This is a genomic window from Acidovorax sp. 100, from assembly GCF_003688355.1.
Taxonomy (GTDB): domain Bacteria; phylum Pseudomonadota; class Gammaproteobacteria; order Burkholderiales; family Burkholderiaceae_C; genus Acidovorax; species Acidovorax delafieldii.
The window spans coordinates 2,321,549-2,339,173 of record NZ_REFD01000001.1; the positions used below are offsets into that span (position 1 = coordinate 2,321,549).

Genomic DNA, 17,625 nt, shown 5'->3' on the forward strand with positions numbered 1-17,625 from the left:
AGCCCACGTCAGGCCCCTACATGGCCTTGAACAGGTGCGCGTAGAGGCGGCTCACCGGCAGCCGCTCAGGCCGCCCGCGCAGGCTGATGTGCTGCTTGCCCGCCTCGTCGCGCGTGACGGTGGCAATGGCCGTGGCGCGCACCAGGGTGCTGCGGTGCACCTGCCAGAACTCCTGCGGGTCGAGCTGCTCGATCAGCTCCTTGAGCGCGGTGCGGATCAGGTATTCACGCTCAGCCGTGAGCACGCGCACGTACTTGTCGGCCGCCTCGAAGTACACAACGTCCGCCACCGGCACCATGTGGATCTGCGTGCCATGGCTGGCCTGGATCACGCTCAGCCGCGTTGCGGCAGTGGCGGGCGCGGCGGCGGGTGCAGTGCCCACGCCAGGAGCGCCCAGCAGCGCGCGCAGCTGGGCCATGGTGGCTTCGAGTTCGGGCGAGGGCAACGCCGCCGAAGGTGCAGCGGGTGGTGCACCGGTTGCTGCAGCGGCTGAGGCGCGCTGGGCCAGCAGGCCCTGCACCTTGGCCACGGTGCGCGCCAGCCGGTCGGCCTGGATGGGTTTGAGCAGGTAGTCCACCGCCTGCGCTTCAAACGCCTGCACGGCGTACTGGTCGTAGGCCGTGGCAAACACCAGCGCCGGAAAGGGCATGTCATCCGGCCATGCGTCGGCCAGTTCGGCGGCCGCCTCGATGCCGCTCTGGCCGGGCATGCGGATGTCGAAGAACAGCACGTCGGGCCGCAAGTCCAGCGCCTGCCGCACCGCCGAGCGGCCGTCGCCCACCAGGGCCACCACTTGCAGCTCTGGCCATGCGTGGGCCAGGTCCTGCTGCAGGGCAGCGGCCAGCAGCGGTTCGTCTTCGGCAATCAGGGCACGCGGGGCTCGCTCTGTCATGGTGTGGCGGCAGATTTCAAGGGAAACGTGACGGTAGCGCTAGTACCATTTGGCTCTATTGCTATCAATTCAAGAGCGCCTGCAGCACCGTGCAGCGTGGCCAGCCGCTCGCGCACCTGGGCCAGGCCAAAGCTCTGGCCGGGGCCTGGGACGGGCAGGGTGGCGGGCAGGCCCGCCCCGGTGTCTTGCACCTCGATGACCAGCAACAGGCCTTGGGGGCTTGCCTGGGTGCTTGCACGCACGGTGATGTGGCCGCCTTCCACCTGGGGCTCCAGCCCGTGGCGGATGGCGTTCTCCACCAGCGGCTGCAGCAGCAGCGGTGGCACGGGCACGTCGCGCAGCGTGTCGGGCAGGTCCAGTGTGTAGGCCATGCGTGGGCCCATGCGCACGGCCATCAGCTCCAGATAGTCGCGCAGGCGCTCAAACTCCAGCGCCAGCGGGTGTTGGGTGCTGCGCGATGCGCTGAGCGTGGCGCGCAGGTAGGCAATCATGCGGTCCAGCATGTGCTGCGCCCGGGCCGGGTCGGTGCCGATGAGCACGCGCAGGTTGGCCAGGGTGTTGAACAGCATGTGGGGTTCCAGCTGGGTCTCCAGCAGCTTCAGGCGCGATTCGCTGGCGTGCATGCGCGCCTCGGCCATCTTGCTCTCCAGGTAGGCCGACTTGTTGACGGCGTAGAAGTAGAACGTGCCCACCAGCCCGGCAATGGCCGTGATGAGGATGGACGTGCGCTGGTCTGCTCCGGAGATCAACGCCCCCGGCGGGTAGAAGTGAAAGTAGTGCACGCACAGCGCGTCGGCCAGCAAGGTGCCCGCCAGATAGCCCACGACGATGCCCACCAGGACCAGCGCAATGCCCTGCCAGCCGTGTGGCCAGCCCGTTTCGGCGGCGGACGATATCAACTCCCGCCCCAGGTCAATGATGGCCCAGGTGAAGGTGCCGATCAGCACCGAATACACCACGGGCGGCCCATAGGGCTTGTCGGGCATGAACGTGCACTGGATAGTGGCCACGACCAGTGTGAAGGCCACCACCTGCAGGTAGTGCCGCAGCTTGCTGACCCCGTTGAACTCGTGGCGCAGCTTCATGGCCGGTCTTGGCGGCGCTGCAGGGCCTCGCGCTCGCGCTGCACCATGCGCTCGCGCAGGCCGCTGCCGGAGCCCAGCAGAAACACCGACACCCCATGCAGCACCAGCCCCAGCCCCCAGCCCAGCAGCGGGTACACCGACCACGGGCGTGTGCCAAACGCATAGCGCGACATGGCAAAGATGAGGGCGTTGACCAGCACGAAGGCCATCGCATGCAGGTACCAGCCCAGCTTGGCGTTGGCGCGGCGGCGGGCGAGTTGGTCGAGGTCTTCGGGTGTCATGGGCATGGAGCTTTGCATTCTAGGCGGCTCAATGGGCGCAGCAACGCGTCCGCACGGGTGCTGTCATGGGCGTGGCGTGAGTGAGACCGGCTTGAGCGGCTGCAGGTGCTTGGCAAAGAATGCCACGGTGCTTGCGTCCACCTGCGGCAGCACGCTGCGGTCAAAACCGGGCGGGTCGCCCAGCAGCGCGCGGGTCAGGTCGTTCATGCGGTCCAGCGGTGGCATGGGCGACAGCATGATGCCGTGGCTGCCGTCCTGGAGGTCGGCAATGTGCGTGCAGCGGTCCTGGCACGTGGTCAGCACGGCACTGCTGTGAAAGCGTGGAATCTGGTTGACGTCCTTGCCCGCAGTGATGAGCCCCAGCGCGATGCGGGGGGTGGCCAGGCTGTCCATGTCGAAGTCGGCCGCAAACGGCACCACGGCCACCGTGGCCGCCACGCGCGGGTCGGTGTGTGCATGCAGCGTTTCGTCGTCAAAGCGGTGGCGGATGATGGTGATGGCCACGGCCTTCTTGATGCTGTCCAGCCAGTTGCCGTGCAGGCGGGTGGTGAAGCCGACGCAGGACGAAAAATCCTCCGCCAGATGGGCCTCGCAGTGCTGCTTGAAGCGGGCGGGAGACCATTGCCCCCCGGCAAACACCAGGGCGGTGTGGCCTCCGGCCGAACCACCGAACACGCCCACCTTGTCCAGCGCCAGCAGCGGCGCCAGGCGCGCATCCTGTGCGACGGCATCCACTGCGCGGGAGACCTCGGCGGGGCGGCGCTTCCAGCTCTCCGGGCCGGGGGTGGAGTGGTCTTTGTAGTTGTCGCCCGCATGCTCGGGCAGGGCCACCACAAAGCCGGCCTGCACCAGCGCACGGGCCAGGTCGGTGTGCACCCAGGGGCTGCCGCCCGAGCCGTGCGACACCACCACCAGACGGCCGTTGCCCGCCACAGGTGTGCCCTGCCAGGCCAGCTGCAGCGCAAAAGTGCCGCGCTGCACGGGCTGGTCGGCCTCTTGTGCCGGATAGAACACCGTGACGGGGCCGTCGCCCTGTTGCCCTGGCAACTCTGCGAGACCCACGCCTGCATGGGCGGGGCTGGCTGTGATGACGGCTGCGGCCAGCAAGGCCAGGCACCAGGCCATCCAGGTTTTTGTCATGGCCGTGTTTTTGTTGGGAGGAGTCATCATCAGCCGATCAGCGGGGGTTTTGCGCAGCAGCCAGTCGGTCGCGTTCCGCCTGCACCATGCGCTCGTGCAGGTCGCTGCCACCCGCAAGAACGAACACCACCACGCCATGGATGGCCAGGCCGATGCCCCAGCCCAGGGCCGGGAACACCGCCCAGTGCCGCCCGCTGCCCACCGACAGTGCGACCAGCAGCAGGTTGACGAGCAGGTACACGCTGGCATGGATGTACCAGCCCATTTTGGCCCCGGCACGGCGGCGTGCCAGACGTTCGAGGGGATCGGTAGTGAAGGTGTGGTTGCGCATGGGGTGCTCCTGTGCGGAGGGATCGTTACGGGGGGCTCAGGCGGTGGCGGGTGATGTGGCCAAGGGGGCGCTGCGTTGCACCAGCTTCCACAGCCGCAGCGCGCGGGCCGCAAACAGACCGTTGAACACGCCATACAGCGCAGCGATCTGCAGCGCAAAGCCGCTGTCGCGTGCCAGGGCGGGTTGCAGGGCCAGCTCCACACCCACGAGGTACTTGGTGAGGAAGATGCCCAGGATCAGGGTCAGCGGCATGGCGCTGCCCGGAATGTAGAAGCAGCGTGACTTGCTTTCGTACAGCGTGCCCTGGGGCGCCGCTGGTTGCAGCCACAGCGCCACGCCGGCAATCAGCACGGCGGCGGCCAGCCAGGCGCCCACCGGCAGCAGGGCCTGGCCCGCAGCGCCAAAGGCCGAGGCGATGCCGTACACCGACAGGCCGGTCATCGCCACCGGCATGACCATGGCCCGCACCAGACTCACGTTGCGGGCCAGCAGCTGGCTGCCGCCCAGCCAGAGCAGACCGGCCAGCAGGGCCCAGACCCAGTAGGGCGTGTTTTCGATGATGCGACCCAGCATCTGGGGTTGTTGGACAAGGAGGTTGAGCAGCATGGTGGTCGTCCTGTTGTAAACAATGAATGGAGGGGTGGGGTCAGATCAGTCCGAGTGCGGACCAGACCGTGTGGCCCAGAAAACGGTCGGGCAGCAGCGTGAAGCCGCCAGCCACCACACAGGCGCCGATGTAGGTGCGTTGCATCATCTTGCGGTGGCCGACGATGTTGCGGCGGGCGAGGAACACAAAGGCCATGGCCAGCATGCCCAGGGTGACGGGGATCAGCAGGTGAATCAGTCCGAAGCTGCCCCAGCGCGGGCCAGGGCCGCCGGTGATGAAGAGGGCCGACACGGCAGTGGCCACCATCAGCGTGACCCAGGCGTAGCCGGCCGCGCGGTGCAGGCGGGGGCGCTGTGTGGCCCCTTGGCGGGCCCACAGGGCAATGGGGCCGATGGCAACGGCCGCCAGCGCGGCTGCAAGATGGATGGCGATGACGGGGGTGATTTGCATGGCGGGGCTCCTGGCGGGTTCGATGGAACGAACTGTGCCGATGCCCTTCCCGGGGCGCCACAGCCCTGCGACGAAATGCAGCCCACCGGGCGTGAAATGCCGCCACGCGGAGTGAGTGGTGGGCGGATTGGGCCGCCAGAGGCAACGCGGCGGGCGTATTGCCAGGGGGCTGGAGCCCACGGCGGATAATCCCGCACCTATTTGCAAGGAGTGCGCGTGGACGTTGTATTGCTGGTCAAGGCCGCCATCATGGGGGTCGTCGAGGGGTTGACGGAGTTTTTGCCCATCTCTTCCACCGGGCACCTGATCCTGGCCGGGTCGCTGCTGGGGTTTGACGATGCCAAGGCCAAGGTGTTTGACATTGCCATCCAGACGGGCGCCATTTTTGCGGTGATCCTGGTGTACTGGGCCAAGATCCGCTCCACGCTGGTCGCCTTGCCCACCGAGCGCCAGGCCCAGCGGTTTGCGCTCAACGTGTTCATCGCCTTCGTGCCTGCCGTGGTGCTGGGGCTGCTGTTTGGCAAGGCCATCAAGGCACACCTGTTCACGCCGGTGGTCGTGGCCAGCACCTTCATCATTGGTGGCTTCATCATCCTGTGGGCCGAGCGGCGGCCGCCCTCGGCCACCCGCATCCACAGCGTGGACGCAATGACGCCGCTCGATGCCATCAAGGTCGGCCTGGTGCAGTGCCTGGCCATGATTCCTGGCACCAGCCGCAGCGGCGCGACCATCATCGGAGGCATGCTGCTGGGCCTGTCGCGCCAGGCGGCGACGGACTTTTCGTTCTTCCTGGCCATCCCCACGTTGATTGGCGCCGGGGTATACAGCCTGTACAAAGAGCGCGCGCTGCTGTCGGCGACCGACATTCCGCTGTTTGCCACGGGGCTGGTGTTCTCCTTCCTCAGCGCGTGGCTGTGTGTGCGCTGGTTGTTGCGCTACATCAGCAGTCACAGTTTTGTGCCGTTTGCCTACTACCGCATCGTGTTCGGCGTCATCGTTCTGGTGACCGCGTGGACCGGCTGGGTGCAGTGGGCCGACTGATAATCAGGCCATGCGTTTCACTACCGGTCGGGTTTCCTTTCCCTTGATTTCCTTGCGGGCGCTGGCGCTCGCCGGCTTGTCGGTCAGCCCCTGGGTGGGCGCCCAGGGCTTGCCAGAGGCGGCCAGCACCGAAACCACGGTGTCCGACAAGGCAGAGAGCCAGCAGGCTGCGGCTCCCAAATTCAACTACGCGATTGGTGCCATCGTGGGCAGCAGCCCCGACTACGCCGGGGGCGATGGCCGCAAGAACAGCCTGCGGCCCGCCTGGGCCATCGAGTACGGCCGGTTTCGCCTGAGCACTTCGCGCGGCAGCGCCTTCATGGGCCACGGCCTGGGGCCCCGCGAGTCCGGCGCCAGCGCCACGCTGGCGCAAAGCGACCGCTTCAGCCTGAGTGCAGCCTTGCGCATTGACAAGGGCCGTGACGGCTCGGATGCCCCCATCCTGGTGGGGTTGCCGTCAGTGCGGTCCACCCTGCGGGCACGGATCAGCGCGGGCTATGCCATCACCGACCGTTGGGCCGTGGGGGCCGGGGTTTCGCAAGACATCCTGGGCCGCGACGGTGGCGCGCAATGGTCTACCAGCATTGGCTACACCTGGCCCGTGACGGAGCAGACCAAGGTCAGCTTCGGGGCGGGCGCGAGCTTTGGGGACCGCACCTACGTGCGGGGGCATTTTGGGGTGCCGGCCGGTGGCAGCAGCCCCTTGCCTGCGTTCGAGCCACGCGGCGGGCTGTACAGCGTAGATGCCGGGGTGGAGGTGATGACGGCTCTCAACCGGCACTGGGTGGTGCTGGGCGCGGCCCGCGTGTCGCAGCTGCAGGGCGATGCGCGCCGCAGCCCCTTGACCGTGCAGCCTGTGGGCTATTCGGTCTCCGTGGGGCTGGCCTACCGGTGCTGCCGCTAGGCGCATCCGCTGTGGCAAGGGTTCAACGGGAGCGGTTGTGCCTGGCGAAAGTGCTAAGCTGCCGCTCACAGACAGTTACGCCCAGGCGGCCGCACCCCGTGCCATCACCCTGTCGTGGTGTGTGAAGCTGCCCCTTCGCTGATCCTCTCCCCCACTGGGGTATTGCCGCATGACGCCAGAAGCGCCCGAGTTGTCCACGCACCCGGAGACCGCCCGCCAAAAGGTGTGGTCCAAGGCGGACCTGCTTGATGTGATCACCCGCAGCGCAGGCGCCACCATGGCTGTGATCGACCGCAGCCTGTCGATGATCTATGTGAACGACGAATACGCGCGCTGGTTCGGCACCGTGCCGGAGGAGCTGGTCGGCAAGACACTGGTGGAGGTTTATGGCGAGCAGGACTGCGCCCGGTTCATGCCGTTTGTGAACCGCGTGCTCAGCGGCGAGCGGGTGCAGTACCAGCGCATGCTGCGTACGCCCTACGGCTTTGACGAGTGGCGCACCATCTGCCTGACGCCCTGGCACAACCCGCAAGGCGCGATTGACGGTTTCATCACCACGGCGCTGGACGTGCACGAGCTGCAGGTCACCATGAATGCGCTGCGCGCGGCCAACCAGCGCCTGTCCTCCCACATGGAGAACAGCCCCCTGGCCGTGGTGGAGATGGACCACCAGCTGCAGCTGCTGCATTGCTCGCAGCGCGCGGTGCAGCTGCTGGGATGGCTGCATGTGGCGGGACTGGAAGGGCGGCTGCTGACGGACCTGCTGGCACCTGCCTCGATGGACGACAGCCTGCAGCAGGCGCTGCAGCGGCTGCAGTCCGGCCAGGAGTCCCAGAACCGAGCCGAAACCTGTTTTGTGCGCAGCGATGGCACAGAGGTGCACTGCGAGTGGTTCAACTCTGCCCTGACCGACGCCGACGGCCAGGTGACCTCCATCATGGCGCTGGTTCAGGATGTTTCCGCCAAGATCCAGATCGCGCGGCAGCAGCACTACCTGGCCAACCACGACTCACTGACCGGGCTGCTCAACCGGGCCGCGTTTCAGGGGCGGCTGGAGCAGTCGCTGCTGCATGCGCGGCACACCGAGGGGTCGGTGGCGCTGTTGTTCATTGACCTGGACGGTTTCAAGCACGTGAATGACGCCGAAGGCCACCGCGCGGGTGACGAGGTGCTGCGCATCGTGGCCCAGCGCATCGCCAGCACGGTGCGCGCGGGCGACACCATGGCGCGGCTGGGCGGTGATGAGTTTCTGGTGATGCTGGACCACGAGGTGACCCGCGAAGTGACCGACACCATCGGCCACCGCATCATCGACGCCCTGCAGCAGGGCATGACGGTGGACGGGCGCGAGCTGCGCATTGGCGCCAGCATTGGTGTGGCGGTGTACCCTCCGCTGGAGGGAGACATCGACGCGCTGATGAACCGTGCCGACCAGGCCATGTACGCTGCCAAACGGGCGGGTAAGGGCCGTCTGCATTACGCGTTGACGGCCTGAGCCCTTTTCCTCCCTCTGCGCCCCCGCAGAGCAGGGGCGAGGTATCACGGCAGTCGGATGCTTTGCTGGAAGTGGAAGAAGTTGCCGGGGTCGTAGGCCGCCTTGGCCCGCTGAAGCTGCGGGTAGGCCGGGCCCCAGTAGGCGGAGGCAAAGTCGGCCAGCCGCGCATCCGGGTAGTTCTGGTACACGTGGCCGTTCAGGAAGGGCCGCACGAGCTGCATGAAGCCGTCGAGCCAGGCTTCCATCTGGGCGCGCTCCGCCGGGTTGCGCCAGAATACATCCACCACCAGGTCGGCGTCGACATTGCGATGCACAAAGGCGCTGTCGGCCACCGGGTAGCGGTTGATGGCGCCGCCATAGGGCTCCAGATAGGCCAGCGACCAGGGGTTGGGCGACGTCTTGAAGTAGTCGATGATGCGCTGCCAGTCGGCGGGCGAGAGCCGGGTATTGATGTATCCGCTGGCCTTGGTTTCGGCGATCCCGTCCGGCAGGTTGTCGGGCAGCGTGTAGGGGTGGTCTTCCAGCCACACGTTCATGTCGGGGTAGGTGCCGGTCTTGTCCACCAGCAGCTGCGCGCTGGGGATGGCCATCAGCGGTGCAATGGCTGCCAGCCCGTCCTCGCGGCTGCCGCAGAACATGCCCTGCACCATGTACACCGGCACACCGTTCTGGAAGCCCAGGTTCATCATGTAGCCCAATGCGTCGGGCGCGCCGGTCTTCATGTAGCCGGCCTGCATCAGTGTGAGCACCTGGGCCGCGTGCATGGCGTCCCAGCTGATGGCCCAGGCCCAGACCTGGTCCAGCCGCTGCATGCGGTAGGTCACCTGCAGCACCACGCCAAAGTTGCCGCCCGTGCCGCCGCGCAGGGCCCAGTAAAGGTCGGAATGCTCCTGCGCGCTGGCGGTGACGATGGTGCCGTCGGCCAGCGCCACACGGAAGGAATCGACCAGGTCACTCTGGATGCCGAACGCGCGCGATGTGTAGCCGTAGCCGCCACCTTGCACAAAGCCCCCCACGCACACACTGCCACAGGCGCCCGTGGGCACATGCCAGCCCGTGTGGTTCATGGCACCGTTAAAGTGGTCAAAGTCGGTGCCCGGCAGCACGTGCACGCGTTCGCGCGCAGGGTCCAGCACCACGCCCTGCAAGTCGCTCAGGTCCACCACCATGCCGCTGTTGACCGAGTAACCCGCGGTGCTGTGGCCCCCACAACGCACGGCCACCCACACGCCGTAGGTGCGGGCCACGGCCAGGCACTCCAGCACATCGTTTTCGCAGGCGCAAAAGACGATGATCTCCGGATACGACTGGAAGGCGGGGTTTGACTCCTGCCGCGCTGCGTTGTAGTCGGGGCTGGAGGGCAGCACGATGCGTCCTACGATGCGCGCCTCCAGAGCGGCCACCGCCTCCCATGTGAGCACCGGCGTGCTGGCCTGCGCAGCGCTCAACGCCGGCTGTTTTGCCGCCAAAGATAAAAAGTGCGCGACGCGTGCGTCTTTGGCAAGGCGGGCCGAACTTTTGCGATGGGCCATGGCGAGCGATCCTTCAGGAAGTTGCGAAGCCCCGGGTGTACCGGAGCAGGAGCGCTTTGACCAGAGGGAAATGGCAGGCGTGTCTTTCAGCCCGCTGCTGGGCAGCCACCTCTGGATCGTGAAAACGATCTCAGGACGAGGACAGCGCGAGGTCGCCCGTATTGCGCCGCAGGCAGAACTTGCCGCCCTGTTTGCCGCTGTACATGGCGGCATCGGCCAGCTTGAGCAGTCCAATGGCGTCGGTGCTGTCGTGCGGCGCGATGGCATACCCAATGGTCAGACCGATCTCCACCTGCACGTTGTTCAGCGAAAACGGTGAGCGGAATGCATCCAGCAGCTTGTGGCCCAGCTCTTGCGCCTGCTGCAGGCTGTGCAGCTGTCCAGCCATCACCACGAACTCGTCGCCACCCAGGCGAGCCACCAGGTCACTTTGGCGCACATGGCCTTGCAGGCGCCGGGTCACGGCCACGAGCAGCTCGTCGCCCACGTCGTGGCCATGCTGATCGTTGACGGGCTTGAATCCGTCGAGGTCCATCACGTACACAGCCAGCATTTTTTCTGCGCTACAGCGCGACAGGGCCGATGCGAGCGAGATATTGAGCCCGCGCCGGTTGGGCAGGCCGGTGAGCGGATCGGTGTGGGCGAGTGAGCGCATCACGTCGCGCTCGCGGTTGGCGTCCAGCGCCTCCAGCCGCAGCGCCTTGGTGCGCAAGCCCAGCACACGCATGAACAGCAGCATGTCCAGCGTGGCGCCAAACTGGAACGAGTGCAAGGTCCAGAAGTTCACCGGCACCCAACCCTGGATCACGCCAATGACCGTGGCGGTGGCCAAAAAATACAACAGCCAGGCGAGCAGCAGGGTGGATCCCACCGGGTCGCCCAGCCTTGCGCGGCGCACCGCCCCCGGAATGCCCATGAGCGCTGGCACCAGCCCCAGGATGCTGACGATGCCTGTCACTGCGCGGGTGCTGAGCAGGTCGAGGGCATACAGAGCAGCCAGCACCACGCACAGCACTGCGCCGCCACGCATGCTGCGCAGCAGCCAGCTGCGGGGCCTGTCACCCGCCAAGGCCTGGCTGATGAAGAGAAAGGAGCCGCAGGTGGCCGTGAGCGCAGCCAGACTGGCTGCATGCAACTCCACCCACGGCATATCGCGCCACAGGTACTGCGTGCCCAGGCCGAACAGGTGCAGCGAAAACAGCAGGCTCCCCGCAATGAGCAGTGCGTACTGTATGAACAGCACGTCGCGCAGATTGAGCCACTGCGCCAGGCTGTAGATCAGCAGGCACAGCGCCAGTCCGGTAAGAATGCCTTGCAGCATCTGCTCGTTCAGAGCCTTGCTGTGCCAGGTGGTGGGCTTGTTCAGCGTGATGGGCAGCACCATTGCACCCCGGGTCTCCACGCGCAGCAGCAGGTCGTAGGTGTGTCCGGGCAACATGGCCAGGGGCAGTGCATGGGTGCGGCTGCGCAGCGGGCGCTGGGTGTAAGGCTGCAGGCTGCCCAGCGTGGCCTGCTGGGTCACATGGCCGTCTGCAGCCAGGTACACCTCGATGCGTTGCAGCACGGGGTAGTCGATGTCCAGCACCCACAGGCCGCTGGATGAAACGGGCACGGTGACCGGGATGCGCACCCACACCGGCTCGGCCCGCACGCCCAGGGTGCCGCTGGTGCCGGGTGGGGCCTGAAAGCGTGACAACTCCGCAAGGACATCATTCACGAGCAGGGTGCCGGAGGGGTCTGGCAGCACAGTGACGGCGGGCCAGGCCTCGATGGAAATCAGGTCATCCCGCAGTTCGAGAGGGGCTGCCCGCGCACTGGTCGGTAGGGCTGCCAGCAGAAGACACAGTGCCGACAGCAGGCAGGCCACTTGCCACCAGTTGGCAAGAACCGGGCGATGCACAAACCCACTCAAGCGCGTGTACGTCATGAGGCCAGCGCCAGTTCGCCCGGGTTGCGGCGGATGCAGTGTTTGCCACTCTCCTTGCCTGCATACATGGCTGCATCCGCGAGCCGGACCAGGTGCTGTGCATCGTCACTGTCCAGCGGTGCCAGCGCGTAGCCGATGGTCAGGCCCACCTGGATGGACAGGTGGCTCAGCCGGAACGGCTTTTCAAATGCATGCAGCAAGGCCCGCCCCAGTTCCTGGGCTTGTTCGGGGGTGGCCAGTTCGCGTGCCATGACAATGAATTCATCCCCGCCCAGCCTTGCCACCAGGTCGGTGTGCTGTCGCACATTGGCCTCCAGCCGGTGGCCTACCGCCACCAGCAGGTCGTCGCCCACATCGTGGCCGTAGGTGTCGTTGACTGGCTTGAAACCGTCCAGGTCCATCAGGTAGAGCGCTACCAGGCGTTGGGGGCTGGCCTGCGCCAGCGCCGATTGCAGCGCCATTTGCATGCCGCGGCGGTTGCACAGCCCGGTCAGTGAGTCGGTGTAGGCCAGCGAGCGCATGGTGTCGCGCTCGCGCAGCGCTTCAGAGGCCGCGTGGCGCAAGGCGGCTGAGCGTTGACCCAGCACCCGCAGGAACAGCAGCATGTCGGCTGCAGCGCCGAGCTGGAAGGAGTGCAGCGTCCAGAAGTTGACCGGCAGCAGGCCTTGCACCAGGCACACCATGGCCACAGCTGCCGTGAAGTACGCAACCCAGGCAGCCAGCAGCGTGGCGCTGACCGAATCTCCCTTGCGCGCCCGTGCCACGGCGATGGGCAGGCTGATGAGAGAGGGTAGGGGGCCCAGGACGCTGATGATGGCGGTGGTGGTCCGGGTGTTGATCAGATCGACCAGGAAGGCCGCGAGCAGCACCAGGCTCAGCACTGCTCCCGCCTGCATCACCCTCAGGAACCGGCTGTGTGGCATGTGGCCCATCAGCGCATGGCCCATGAACAGGAACGAGCCCGCAATGGCCAGCAGCCCCGCCGCCCCTGCTGCGTGAACTTCGATCCAGAGCCGGTCGCTCCAGAGGAACTGGGTGCCAACGCCGAAGAACTGCAGCGAGAACCCGGCACTGCCCACCACCAGCATGCAGTAGTAGAGAAACAGCTTTTCGCGCTGGCTGACCCACTGGGTGAAGCTGTAGACCACCAGGCACAGGGCCAGCCCGGCCAGCACGCCCTGGAACATCTGCTCACGCAGTGACCGGTGCACCAGGTAGGGCGCCTTGCTCAGGGTGATGGGCACGATCATCGCGCCCGAGGTCTGCACGCGGATCAGCAGTTCATAGGGAGTGTCGGCCGCCAGGTCCAGCGTCATCGCCGGAGTACGGCCCCGCAGCGGGCGCTCGGAATAGGGGCGCAGGTTGCCCAGCGCGGCGTGTTGAGTCAGACGGCCTTGCTGGGTCAGGTAGATGTCGACTTCGTTGAGCACCGCAAAATCGATGTTCACGATCCATTCATTGCCCGACGCCACGCGCGACATCAGCGGCACGCGCAGCCAGATGGCCTCCTTGCGCACACCCAGGCTGCCGCCACGGCTGGGGGGCTCTGCAAAGTCAGGCAAGCGTTCCAGTGCGTCTTGCACGCCCCATTGCAAAGATGGGTCGGCCAGCAACGTGGCCACCGACCACACGTTCACCGGGCGGGCATCGGCTGGCAGAACGAGCGGGCCGGGTTCAGCGGCCCGCGCAGTGGGCAGGGCCAGCACCTGCCACAGTGCCAGTACCAGCAGCCACAGCAGGGGGTGCCAGGGTGTCGGCCGACTGGGGAGCAGGGCGTTGCGTTGCATCGTTGTCATGCCAGTGCAGCCGTGGCGGGGATGCGCCGCACCGAGTGCTTGCCGCCTTGTTTGCCCGCGTACATCGCCGTGTCTGCATGCCGCAGCAAGCCCTGCGGGTCGTCACTGTCGAGGGGGGCCAGCGCGTACCCGATGGTCAGGCCCACCTGGATGCGCAGATGGCTCAGCGTAAAAGGGTGCTCAAAGGCCCGCAGCAGCGAGCGGCCCAGGTCCTCCGCCTGCTCGGGCGTGGCCAGGTCGCGGGCCATGATGATGAATTCGTCACCGCCGAGCCGAGCGACCAGGTCGGTCTGGTGCCGCACATTGGCCAAGAGGCGGTGGCCCACGGCCACCAGCAGGTCGTCGCCCACATCGTGGCCGTGCGCGTCATTGACGGGCTTGAATCCATCCAGGTCCATCAGATAGACCGCGACCAGCCGCTGCGGGGAACAGTGGGCCAGCGCGGCATGCAATGCGTGCTGGAGGCCGCGCCGGTTGCTCAGGCCGGTGAGCGGATCGGTGTTGGCCAGTGACTGCATCAGATCCCGCTCGCGCATGGCCTCCTGGGCCTGGGCCTGGGCCGCGCGGGCGCGCAAGCCCATCACGCGGAAGAACAGCAGCATGTCCAGCGTGGCGCCAATCTGGAACGAGTGGAGTGTCCAGAAATTGGCAGGAATCCAGCCTTGCACCAGGCACACCATCGTTCCGGCGGCCACGCCAAAGGCGATCCACGCCACCAGCAGGGTGGCGCCAATAGGGTCCTTGTGCCGCACTCGCGCCATGGCAGCAGGCAGGCTGATGAGCGAGGGAAGGGCGCCCGCCAGACTCATGAAGGCAATGGCAAGGGGCACGGTCAACCAGCCCACCACCAACGCGATACAGACCGCTGCGGTGACGGCCGCACCCACCCGCATGGTGCGCGCATACCGGCTGCCCGGAGTGTCGCCGGCCAGCGTGTGGCCCAGGAACAGAAACGATCCCGCCAGCGCCATCAGTCCTGCTGCCGGACCCGAATACCGGTCCATCCACGGGTTATCGGGCCACAGATACTGCGGGCCGACGCCAAAGAACTGCAGCGAAAAGCCCGCACTGCCCAGCACCACCAACGCATAAAAGCCGAACATGCGATCACGCTGAGTGACCCACTGGATCAGGCTGTACGCGAAGAGGCAGAAGGCCAGCCCGTTGAGCAGGCCCTGCAGCATCTGCTCGCGCAGGGCCTGGCGCAGGTGAATGGGCATTTCGCTGACCGTGATGGGCAGAATCAGCGGGCCGGTGGCCTGGACCCGTATCAGCAGGTCGTAACGTTGCCCCGGCTGCAGGTCGAAGGCCATCGCAGGCGTGCGGCCAGCCAGCTGCGCTGGATCGGACTGGCGTGCTCGGGCCTGCTGAAGCAGCTTGCCACCCCGGGCCAGGTACAAATCGGCCCTGAGCGAGCTGTAGCCAATGTTGACCACCCACGGGGTGCGCAGCGCCTCGGGCGCAACCAGGGGGATATGCAGCCACATGGCCGCCTTGTGTACGCCCAGCGAGTTGTTGCTCCGTGCTGGAGCCTTGAACTCGTCCAGGCGGTCCAGCATGTCCTGTACCGAGAGCTCGTAGGTGGGGTCGGCTTTGAGGGTGACGGCCTCCCAGGCATCCACCTGCGGTCTGTCCTGTGTGAGCACCAAGGGTTCGCCCGCCTGTGCGCTCCGGGGCAAGGTTGCAGCCAGGAGTACCAGCAGACACAGCACCCACGTTGCCACGCCGCAACACATGCACCGCAAGCGGGCCAGCATCGGGAGGTTGCGCGGCAGCGGCTGCATTGGCGTGGTGGCTACGGCGATGTGGCTTGCTGTGCCTGGCCTGTCTGGCCCGCCTGCGCGGGCTTTGCCTTGCCAGCCAGGCCCCGGCTCCAGCTGCCAGAGGTGGTCAGCCTATCCTCGATGCGGTTGAGCCAGCCGGGGGCGTGGGGGTCGTCGCTCCAGCTGTGCACCACGGTGTCCACCTGGTTAAGCAGTTCGGTGGGCAGTTGCAGCGGGCGCGTCTGGCTCATCAGCACCCGGCTCATGAAGTGGTAGCCCAGCGCCCGCGTGAGCATGCGCACGATCGAAAAACGCGGCAGCAGCAAACCCACCACCGCATCGATGGCGCGGGCCAGCAGCAGAACGCACCAGAACAGCAAGGCCGACAGCCACGGCACGGGCTGGTTCAACCCCAGGTCCTCGGCGGTTTCTCGCCCGCACAGGTAACGGGTCATGAGCTGCGGGAAGGGCTTGACGATGCGCCACGGCAGCGCGTTGGCCATGGTCTGCATCAGGGCCTGCCCCAGGGCCGGGCGCGGGTCGGGCGTGACCGGCTCTGCGCGGCCACGGGCCTGCATCAGTGCCATCAGTGCATCGCCCTGCGCCATCGTTTCCACCATCAGGGAGCGGTCGATGCCAAGAACGTGACCCACCACATTCCAGGCGTGGAGGTAGGCTTCTTCGTCGCCGGGCGGCAGACCGAGACCCAGCCGACGCATGCTGCGCAGGAACACGTAGCCGAAGGTCAGCAGCGTATAGGCCAGCTCCTCCTGGTTGCAGGGCAGACCTTTGGCGGCCAGGTTCCAGCCACGTGCATACAGGGTCTGGTACATCACGGACCGGCCGCCACCAGCGGGGGCTGCGCGTGGCACGACCAAGCCGTCTCCGCCGGCCTTCCATTGCGCGATGGCATGTTCGGGGCAGCCGTGCAAGATGAGATTGCGCACCGTGGCGTGGATCAATCGCACCTTGAGCACCTGTGCCACACCGGCACCCCGTGGGCTGAGGCCTCCGTGCAGCATCACCGGGAAGATCATGGCCGCTGTGGAACGGATGCGGTATTCGGTGTTCTGTTCCAGCTGGCCGGTCGTGTGCAACACGCTCGACAGGTCCGGGACCACATAACACTCGGGCAGGCTGGCACAGAACAGCAGGATGCAAGACAGCGCACCGTGGTCCATGAAGAGTTTTTCGGCACGCTCGATCTTGCGGGCATCGGCCCAGGGCGGCAGCACCTGCGCCGCCTGCACATAGTCGTTGAGCGCCTTGGCCATCTCGGCGGTCACATAGCCTTTGGCGGCCTTGTCACCATCCCCCACCTGCACCGGGCCTTCGGTTGCCTGCCAGGTGGCCAGCGTGGCGTTGTCGGTCCACTGGCTGAACAGCAGGTTCACCGTGTTGATGTGCGCCCATTGCGGAGCGTCGGCGGCGACGTCGCCGGGGGGCCAGGGCCCAAGGATCCTGGCAATCGTTGCATCAGCCAAGGGGTCGGCGTGGTGCTGCATGGGTGCCAGATCGGCAGCTGGCAGCAGAGGGTTGTGGGGCTTGCTGGTCATGCCGCGACCTTACCCGGTGCGCGCCAGCGTTGGAAGCCCGCCAGCGCGCAGAGCAGCGGAATCCCCATGGCAAAGGCTGCAATGGTCCGGATTTCCACCGGGCTGCCGAGAATCATCTGGAACACCATGCCAGCCGCGTAGATGGTCAGCGGCACCATGGCGTGGCGCCGCAGGAAGGGGCTGGCGGGTTGCAAGGGGAGCTGGCGCGCCGACATGCGAAAGCTGAAGATGATCACAAAGGCCACGAACACCCAGCCGAAGAAGCCCTGCACGGTTTCGCCAAACCAGGCCCCATCGGTCTTGGCCATGATCCACGCCTTGAGGGTGTACACAAAGTAGGGGTCTGCGCCCAGGTCGAACGCGGTCACGATCATGGCAGCCAGAAATGACAGCATGGCGGCATTGCCCAGGCCGGGAGCCCCGTCCACCGCCGATTGCCAGACGATGAGGTTGCTGATCACATAGCCCGCATACGTCAGTGCAAACCACATCATCGGAATGACCAGTGGCACGTCCAGCAGACGGGGGCCCAGCACATCGGTGTAGGTGTAGTGCCCGAAGAACCAGCCCCGGCTGGAGCCCATCTGTTCGGCAAACCAGCCCAGGCTGACCGCGATCAACACAAACTGCAGGGCAGCGCGGGTGCCCAGCAGATGCGCTGCACTGGTCCAGCAGCAGGCAAACATCAGCACCGAGGCGATGACGATGGCGATGGTGGTGTCATTGTGGGTGCGCACCGCTGTTGCGATGACAAAGGCGGCCAGCAAGGCAAAGCTGAGCGCGGGTAGGCGCCCGGCCGTCGGGGGCTGTGCAGACATGTCGGGT

The 17,625-nt window shown here is 66.5% G+C and carries 16 protein-coding genes; 3 read left to right on the forward strand and 13 right to left on the reverse strand.

Annotated features, from left to right (window positions below; translation table 11 throughout):
• Positions 1-16 precede the first annotated feature (16 nt).
• The 7 genes from C8C96_RS10770 to C8C96_RS10800 are packed head-to-tail and all read right to left on the reverse strand — an operon-like array spanning position 17 to position 4,786.
• Positions 17-892, reverse strand: a complete 876-nt coding sequence (locus tag C8C96_RS10770) for a LytTR family DNA-binding domain-containing protein (protein ID WP_121942309.1) — start codon at positions 890-892, stop codon at positions 17-19.
• Entirely contained in the window at positions 889-1,977 is a 1,089-nt protein-coding gene (locus tag C8C96_RS10775) for a sensor histidine kinase (RefSeq protein ID WP_121942310.1), read from the reverse strand. Before C8C96_RS10775 ends, C8C96_RS10770 begins: the two co-directional genes overlap by 4 nt.
• Positions 1,974-2,264 (reverse strand): 2TM domain-containing protein, encoded by a 291-nt coding sequence (locus tag C8C96_RS10780; RefSeq protein ID WP_056748347.1) that lies wholly within the window; start codon positions 2,262-2,264, stop codon positions 1,974-1,976. Before C8C96_RS10780 ends, C8C96_RS10775 begins: the two co-directional genes overlap by 4 nt.
• A gap of 57 nt (positions 2,265-2,321) precedes the next feature.
• A complete protein-coding gene (locus tag C8C96_RS10785; RefSeq protein ID WP_370107352.1) occupies positions 2,322-3,398 on the reverse strand; it encodes an alpha/beta hydrolase family protein in 1,077 nt (358 codons plus the stop codon).
• 37 nt (positions 3,399-3,435) lie between these two features.
• Positions 3,436-3,729 carry a 2TM domain-containing protein gene (locus C8C96_RS10790; protein WP_108499812.1) on the reverse strand — a complete coding sequence of 98 codons (294 nt, stop codon included), beginning with the start codon at positions 3,727-3,729 and terminating at the stop codon, positions 3,436-3,438.
• 36 nt (positions 3,730-3,765) lie between these two features.
• Positions 3,766-4,335 carry a DUF6622 family protein gene (locus C8C96_RS10795; protein ID WP_121942312.1) on the reverse strand — a complete coding sequence of 190 codons (570 nt, stop codon included), beginning with the start codon at positions 4,333-4,335 and terminating at the stop codon, positions 3,766-3,768.
• Positions 4,336-4,375: 40 nt separating this feature from the next.
• The gene (locus C8C96_RS10800; RefSeq protein WP_056067036.1) at positions 4,376-4,786 is read right to left on the reverse strand and encodes a DUF2306 domain-containing protein; all 411 of its coding nucleotides are present in this window, start codon (positions 4,784-4,786) and stop codon (positions 4,376-4,378) included.
• Positions 4,787-5,002: 216 nt separating this feature from the next.
• Between C8C96_RS10800 and C8C96_RS10805 the strand changes: the two genes are divergently transcribed.
• The 3 genes from C8C96_RS10805 (at position 5,003) to C8C96_RS10815 (ending at position 8,226) form a co-directional block, all read left to right on the forward strand.
• A complete protein-coding gene (locus C8C96_RS10805; protein WP_121943972.1) occupies positions 5,003-5,827 on the forward strand; it encodes an undecaprenyl-diphosphate phosphatase in 825 nt (274 codons plus the stop codon).
• Between the two features lie 10 nt (positions 5,828-5,837).
• Entirely contained in the window at positions 5,838-6,731 is an 894-nt protein-coding gene (locus tag C8C96_RS10810) for a MipA/OmpV family protein (RefSeq protein ID WP_121942313.1), read from the forward strand.
• Between the two features lie 169 nt (positions 6,732-6,900).
• Positions 6,901-8,226 carry a diguanylate cyclase domain-containing protein gene (locus tag C8C96_RS10815; RefSeq protein WP_056067042.1) on the forward strand — a complete coding sequence of 442 codons (1,326 nt, stop codon included), beginning with the start codon at positions 6,901-6,903 and terminating at the stop codon, positions 8,224-8,226.
• A 44-nt stretch (positions 8,227-8,270) separates the two neighbouring features.
• Here the strand turns inward: C8C96_RS10815 and C8C96_RS10820 are convergent, their stop codons facing one another.
• From C8C96_RS10820 to C8C96_RS10845, 6 genes are all read right to left on the reverse strand, one after another.
• On the reverse strand, positions 8,271-9,758 hold the full coding sequence (locus C8C96_RS10820) for an FAD-binding oxidoreductase (RefSeq protein ID WP_121942314.1): 1,488 nt from the start codon (positions 9,756-9,758) through the stop codon (positions 8,271-8,273).
• Positions 9,759-9,888: 130 nt separating this feature from the next.
• A complete protein-coding gene (locus C8C96_RS10825; protein ID WP_121942315.1) occupies positions 9,889-11,685 on the reverse strand; it encodes a diguanylate cyclase in 1,797 nt (598 codons plus the stop codon).
• On the reverse strand, positions 11,682-13,472 hold the full coding sequence (locus C8C96_RS10830) for a diguanylate cyclase (RefSeq protein WP_121942316.1): 1,791 nt from the start codon (positions 13,470-13,472) through the stop codon (positions 11,682-11,684). Before C8C96_RS10830 ends, C8C96_RS10825 begins: the two co-directional genes overlap by 4 nt.
• Before the next feature lie 5 nt (positions 13,473-13,477).
• Positions 13,478-15,160, reverse strand: a complete 1,683-nt coding sequence (locus tag C8C96_RS10835; protein ID WP_370107353.1) for a diguanylate cyclase domain-containing protein — start codon at positions 15,158-15,160, stop codon at positions 13,478-13,480.
• A 116-nt stretch (positions 15,161-15,276) separates the two neighbouring features.
• Entirely contained in the window at positions 15,277-16,800 is a 1,524-nt protein-coding gene (locus C8C96_RS10840) for an oxygenase MpaB family protein (protein WP_121942318.1), read from the reverse strand.
• Positions 16,797-17,618 (reverse strand): carotenoid biosynthesis protein, encoded by an 822-nt coding sequence (locus C8C96_RS10845; RefSeq protein WP_056067063.1) that lies wholly within the window; start codon positions 17,616-17,618, stop codon positions 16,797-16,799. Before C8C96_RS10845 ends, C8C96_RS10840 begins: the two co-directional genes overlap by 4 nt.
• Between the last annotated feature and the right edge of the window lie 7 nt (positions 17,619-17,625).

Excerpts from the sequence above, each read along its gene's own strand:
- C8C96_RS10770 (WP_121942309.1), bottom strand. The coding sequence starts at position 892 with ATGACAGAGCGAGCCCCGCGTGCCCTGATTGCCGAAGACGAACCGCTG.
- C8C96_RS10775 (WP_121942310.1), bottom strand. The coding sequence starts at position 1,977 with ATGAAGCTGCGCCACGAGTTCAACGGGGTCAGCAAGCTGCGGCACTAC.
- C8C96_RS10780 (WP_056748347.1), bottom strand. The coding sequence starts at position 2,264 with ATGCCCATGACACCCGAAGACCTCGACCAACTCGCCCGCCGCCGCGCC.
- C8C96_RS10785 (WP_370107352.1), bottom strand. The coding sequence starts at position 3,398 with ATGACAAAAACCTGGATGGCCTGGTGCCTGGCCTTGCTGGCCGCAGCC.
- C8C96_RS10790 (WP_108499812.1), bottom strand. The coding sequence starts at position 3,729 with ATGCGCAACCACACCTTCACTACCGATCCCCTCGAACGTCTGGCACGC.
- C8C96_RS10795 (WP_121942312.1), bottom strand. The coding sequence starts at position 4,335 with ATGCTGCTCAACCTCCTTGTCCAACAACCCCAGATGCTGGGTCGCATC.
- C8C96_RS10800 (WP_056067036.1), bottom strand. The coding sequence starts at position 4,786 with ATGCAAATCACCCCCGTCATCGCCATCCATCTTGCAGCCGCGCTGGCG.
- C8C96_RS10810 (WP_121942313.1), top strand. The coding sequence starts at position 5,838 with ATGCGTTTCACTACCGGTCGGGTTTCCTTTCCCTTGATTTCCTTGCGG.
- C8C96_RS10815 (WP_056067042.1), top strand. The coding sequence starts at position 6,901 with ATGACGCCAGAAGCGCCCGAGTTGTCCACGCACCCGGAGACCGCCCGC.
- C8C96_RS10820 (WP_121942314.1), bottom strand. The coding sequence starts at position 9,758 with ATGGCCCATCGCAAAAGTTCGGCCCGCCTTGCCAAAGACGCACGCGTC.
- C8C96_RS10825 (WP_121942315.1), bottom strand. The coding sequence starts at position 11,685 with ATGACGTACACGCGCTTGAGTGGGTTTGTGCATCGCCCGGTTCTTGCC.
- C8C96_RS10830 (WP_121942316.1), bottom strand. The coding sequence starts at position 13,472 with ATGCAACGCAACGCCCTGCTCCCCAGTCGGCCGACACCCTGGCACCCC.
- C8C96_RS10840 (WP_121942318.1), bottom strand. The coding sequence starts at position 16,800 with ATGACCAGCAAGCCCCACAACCCTCTGCTGCCAGCTGCCGATCTGGCA.
- C8C96_RS10845 (WP_056067063.1), bottom strand. The coding sequence starts at position 17,618 with ATGTCTGCACAGCCCCCGACGGCCGGGCGCCTACCCGCGCTCAGCTTT.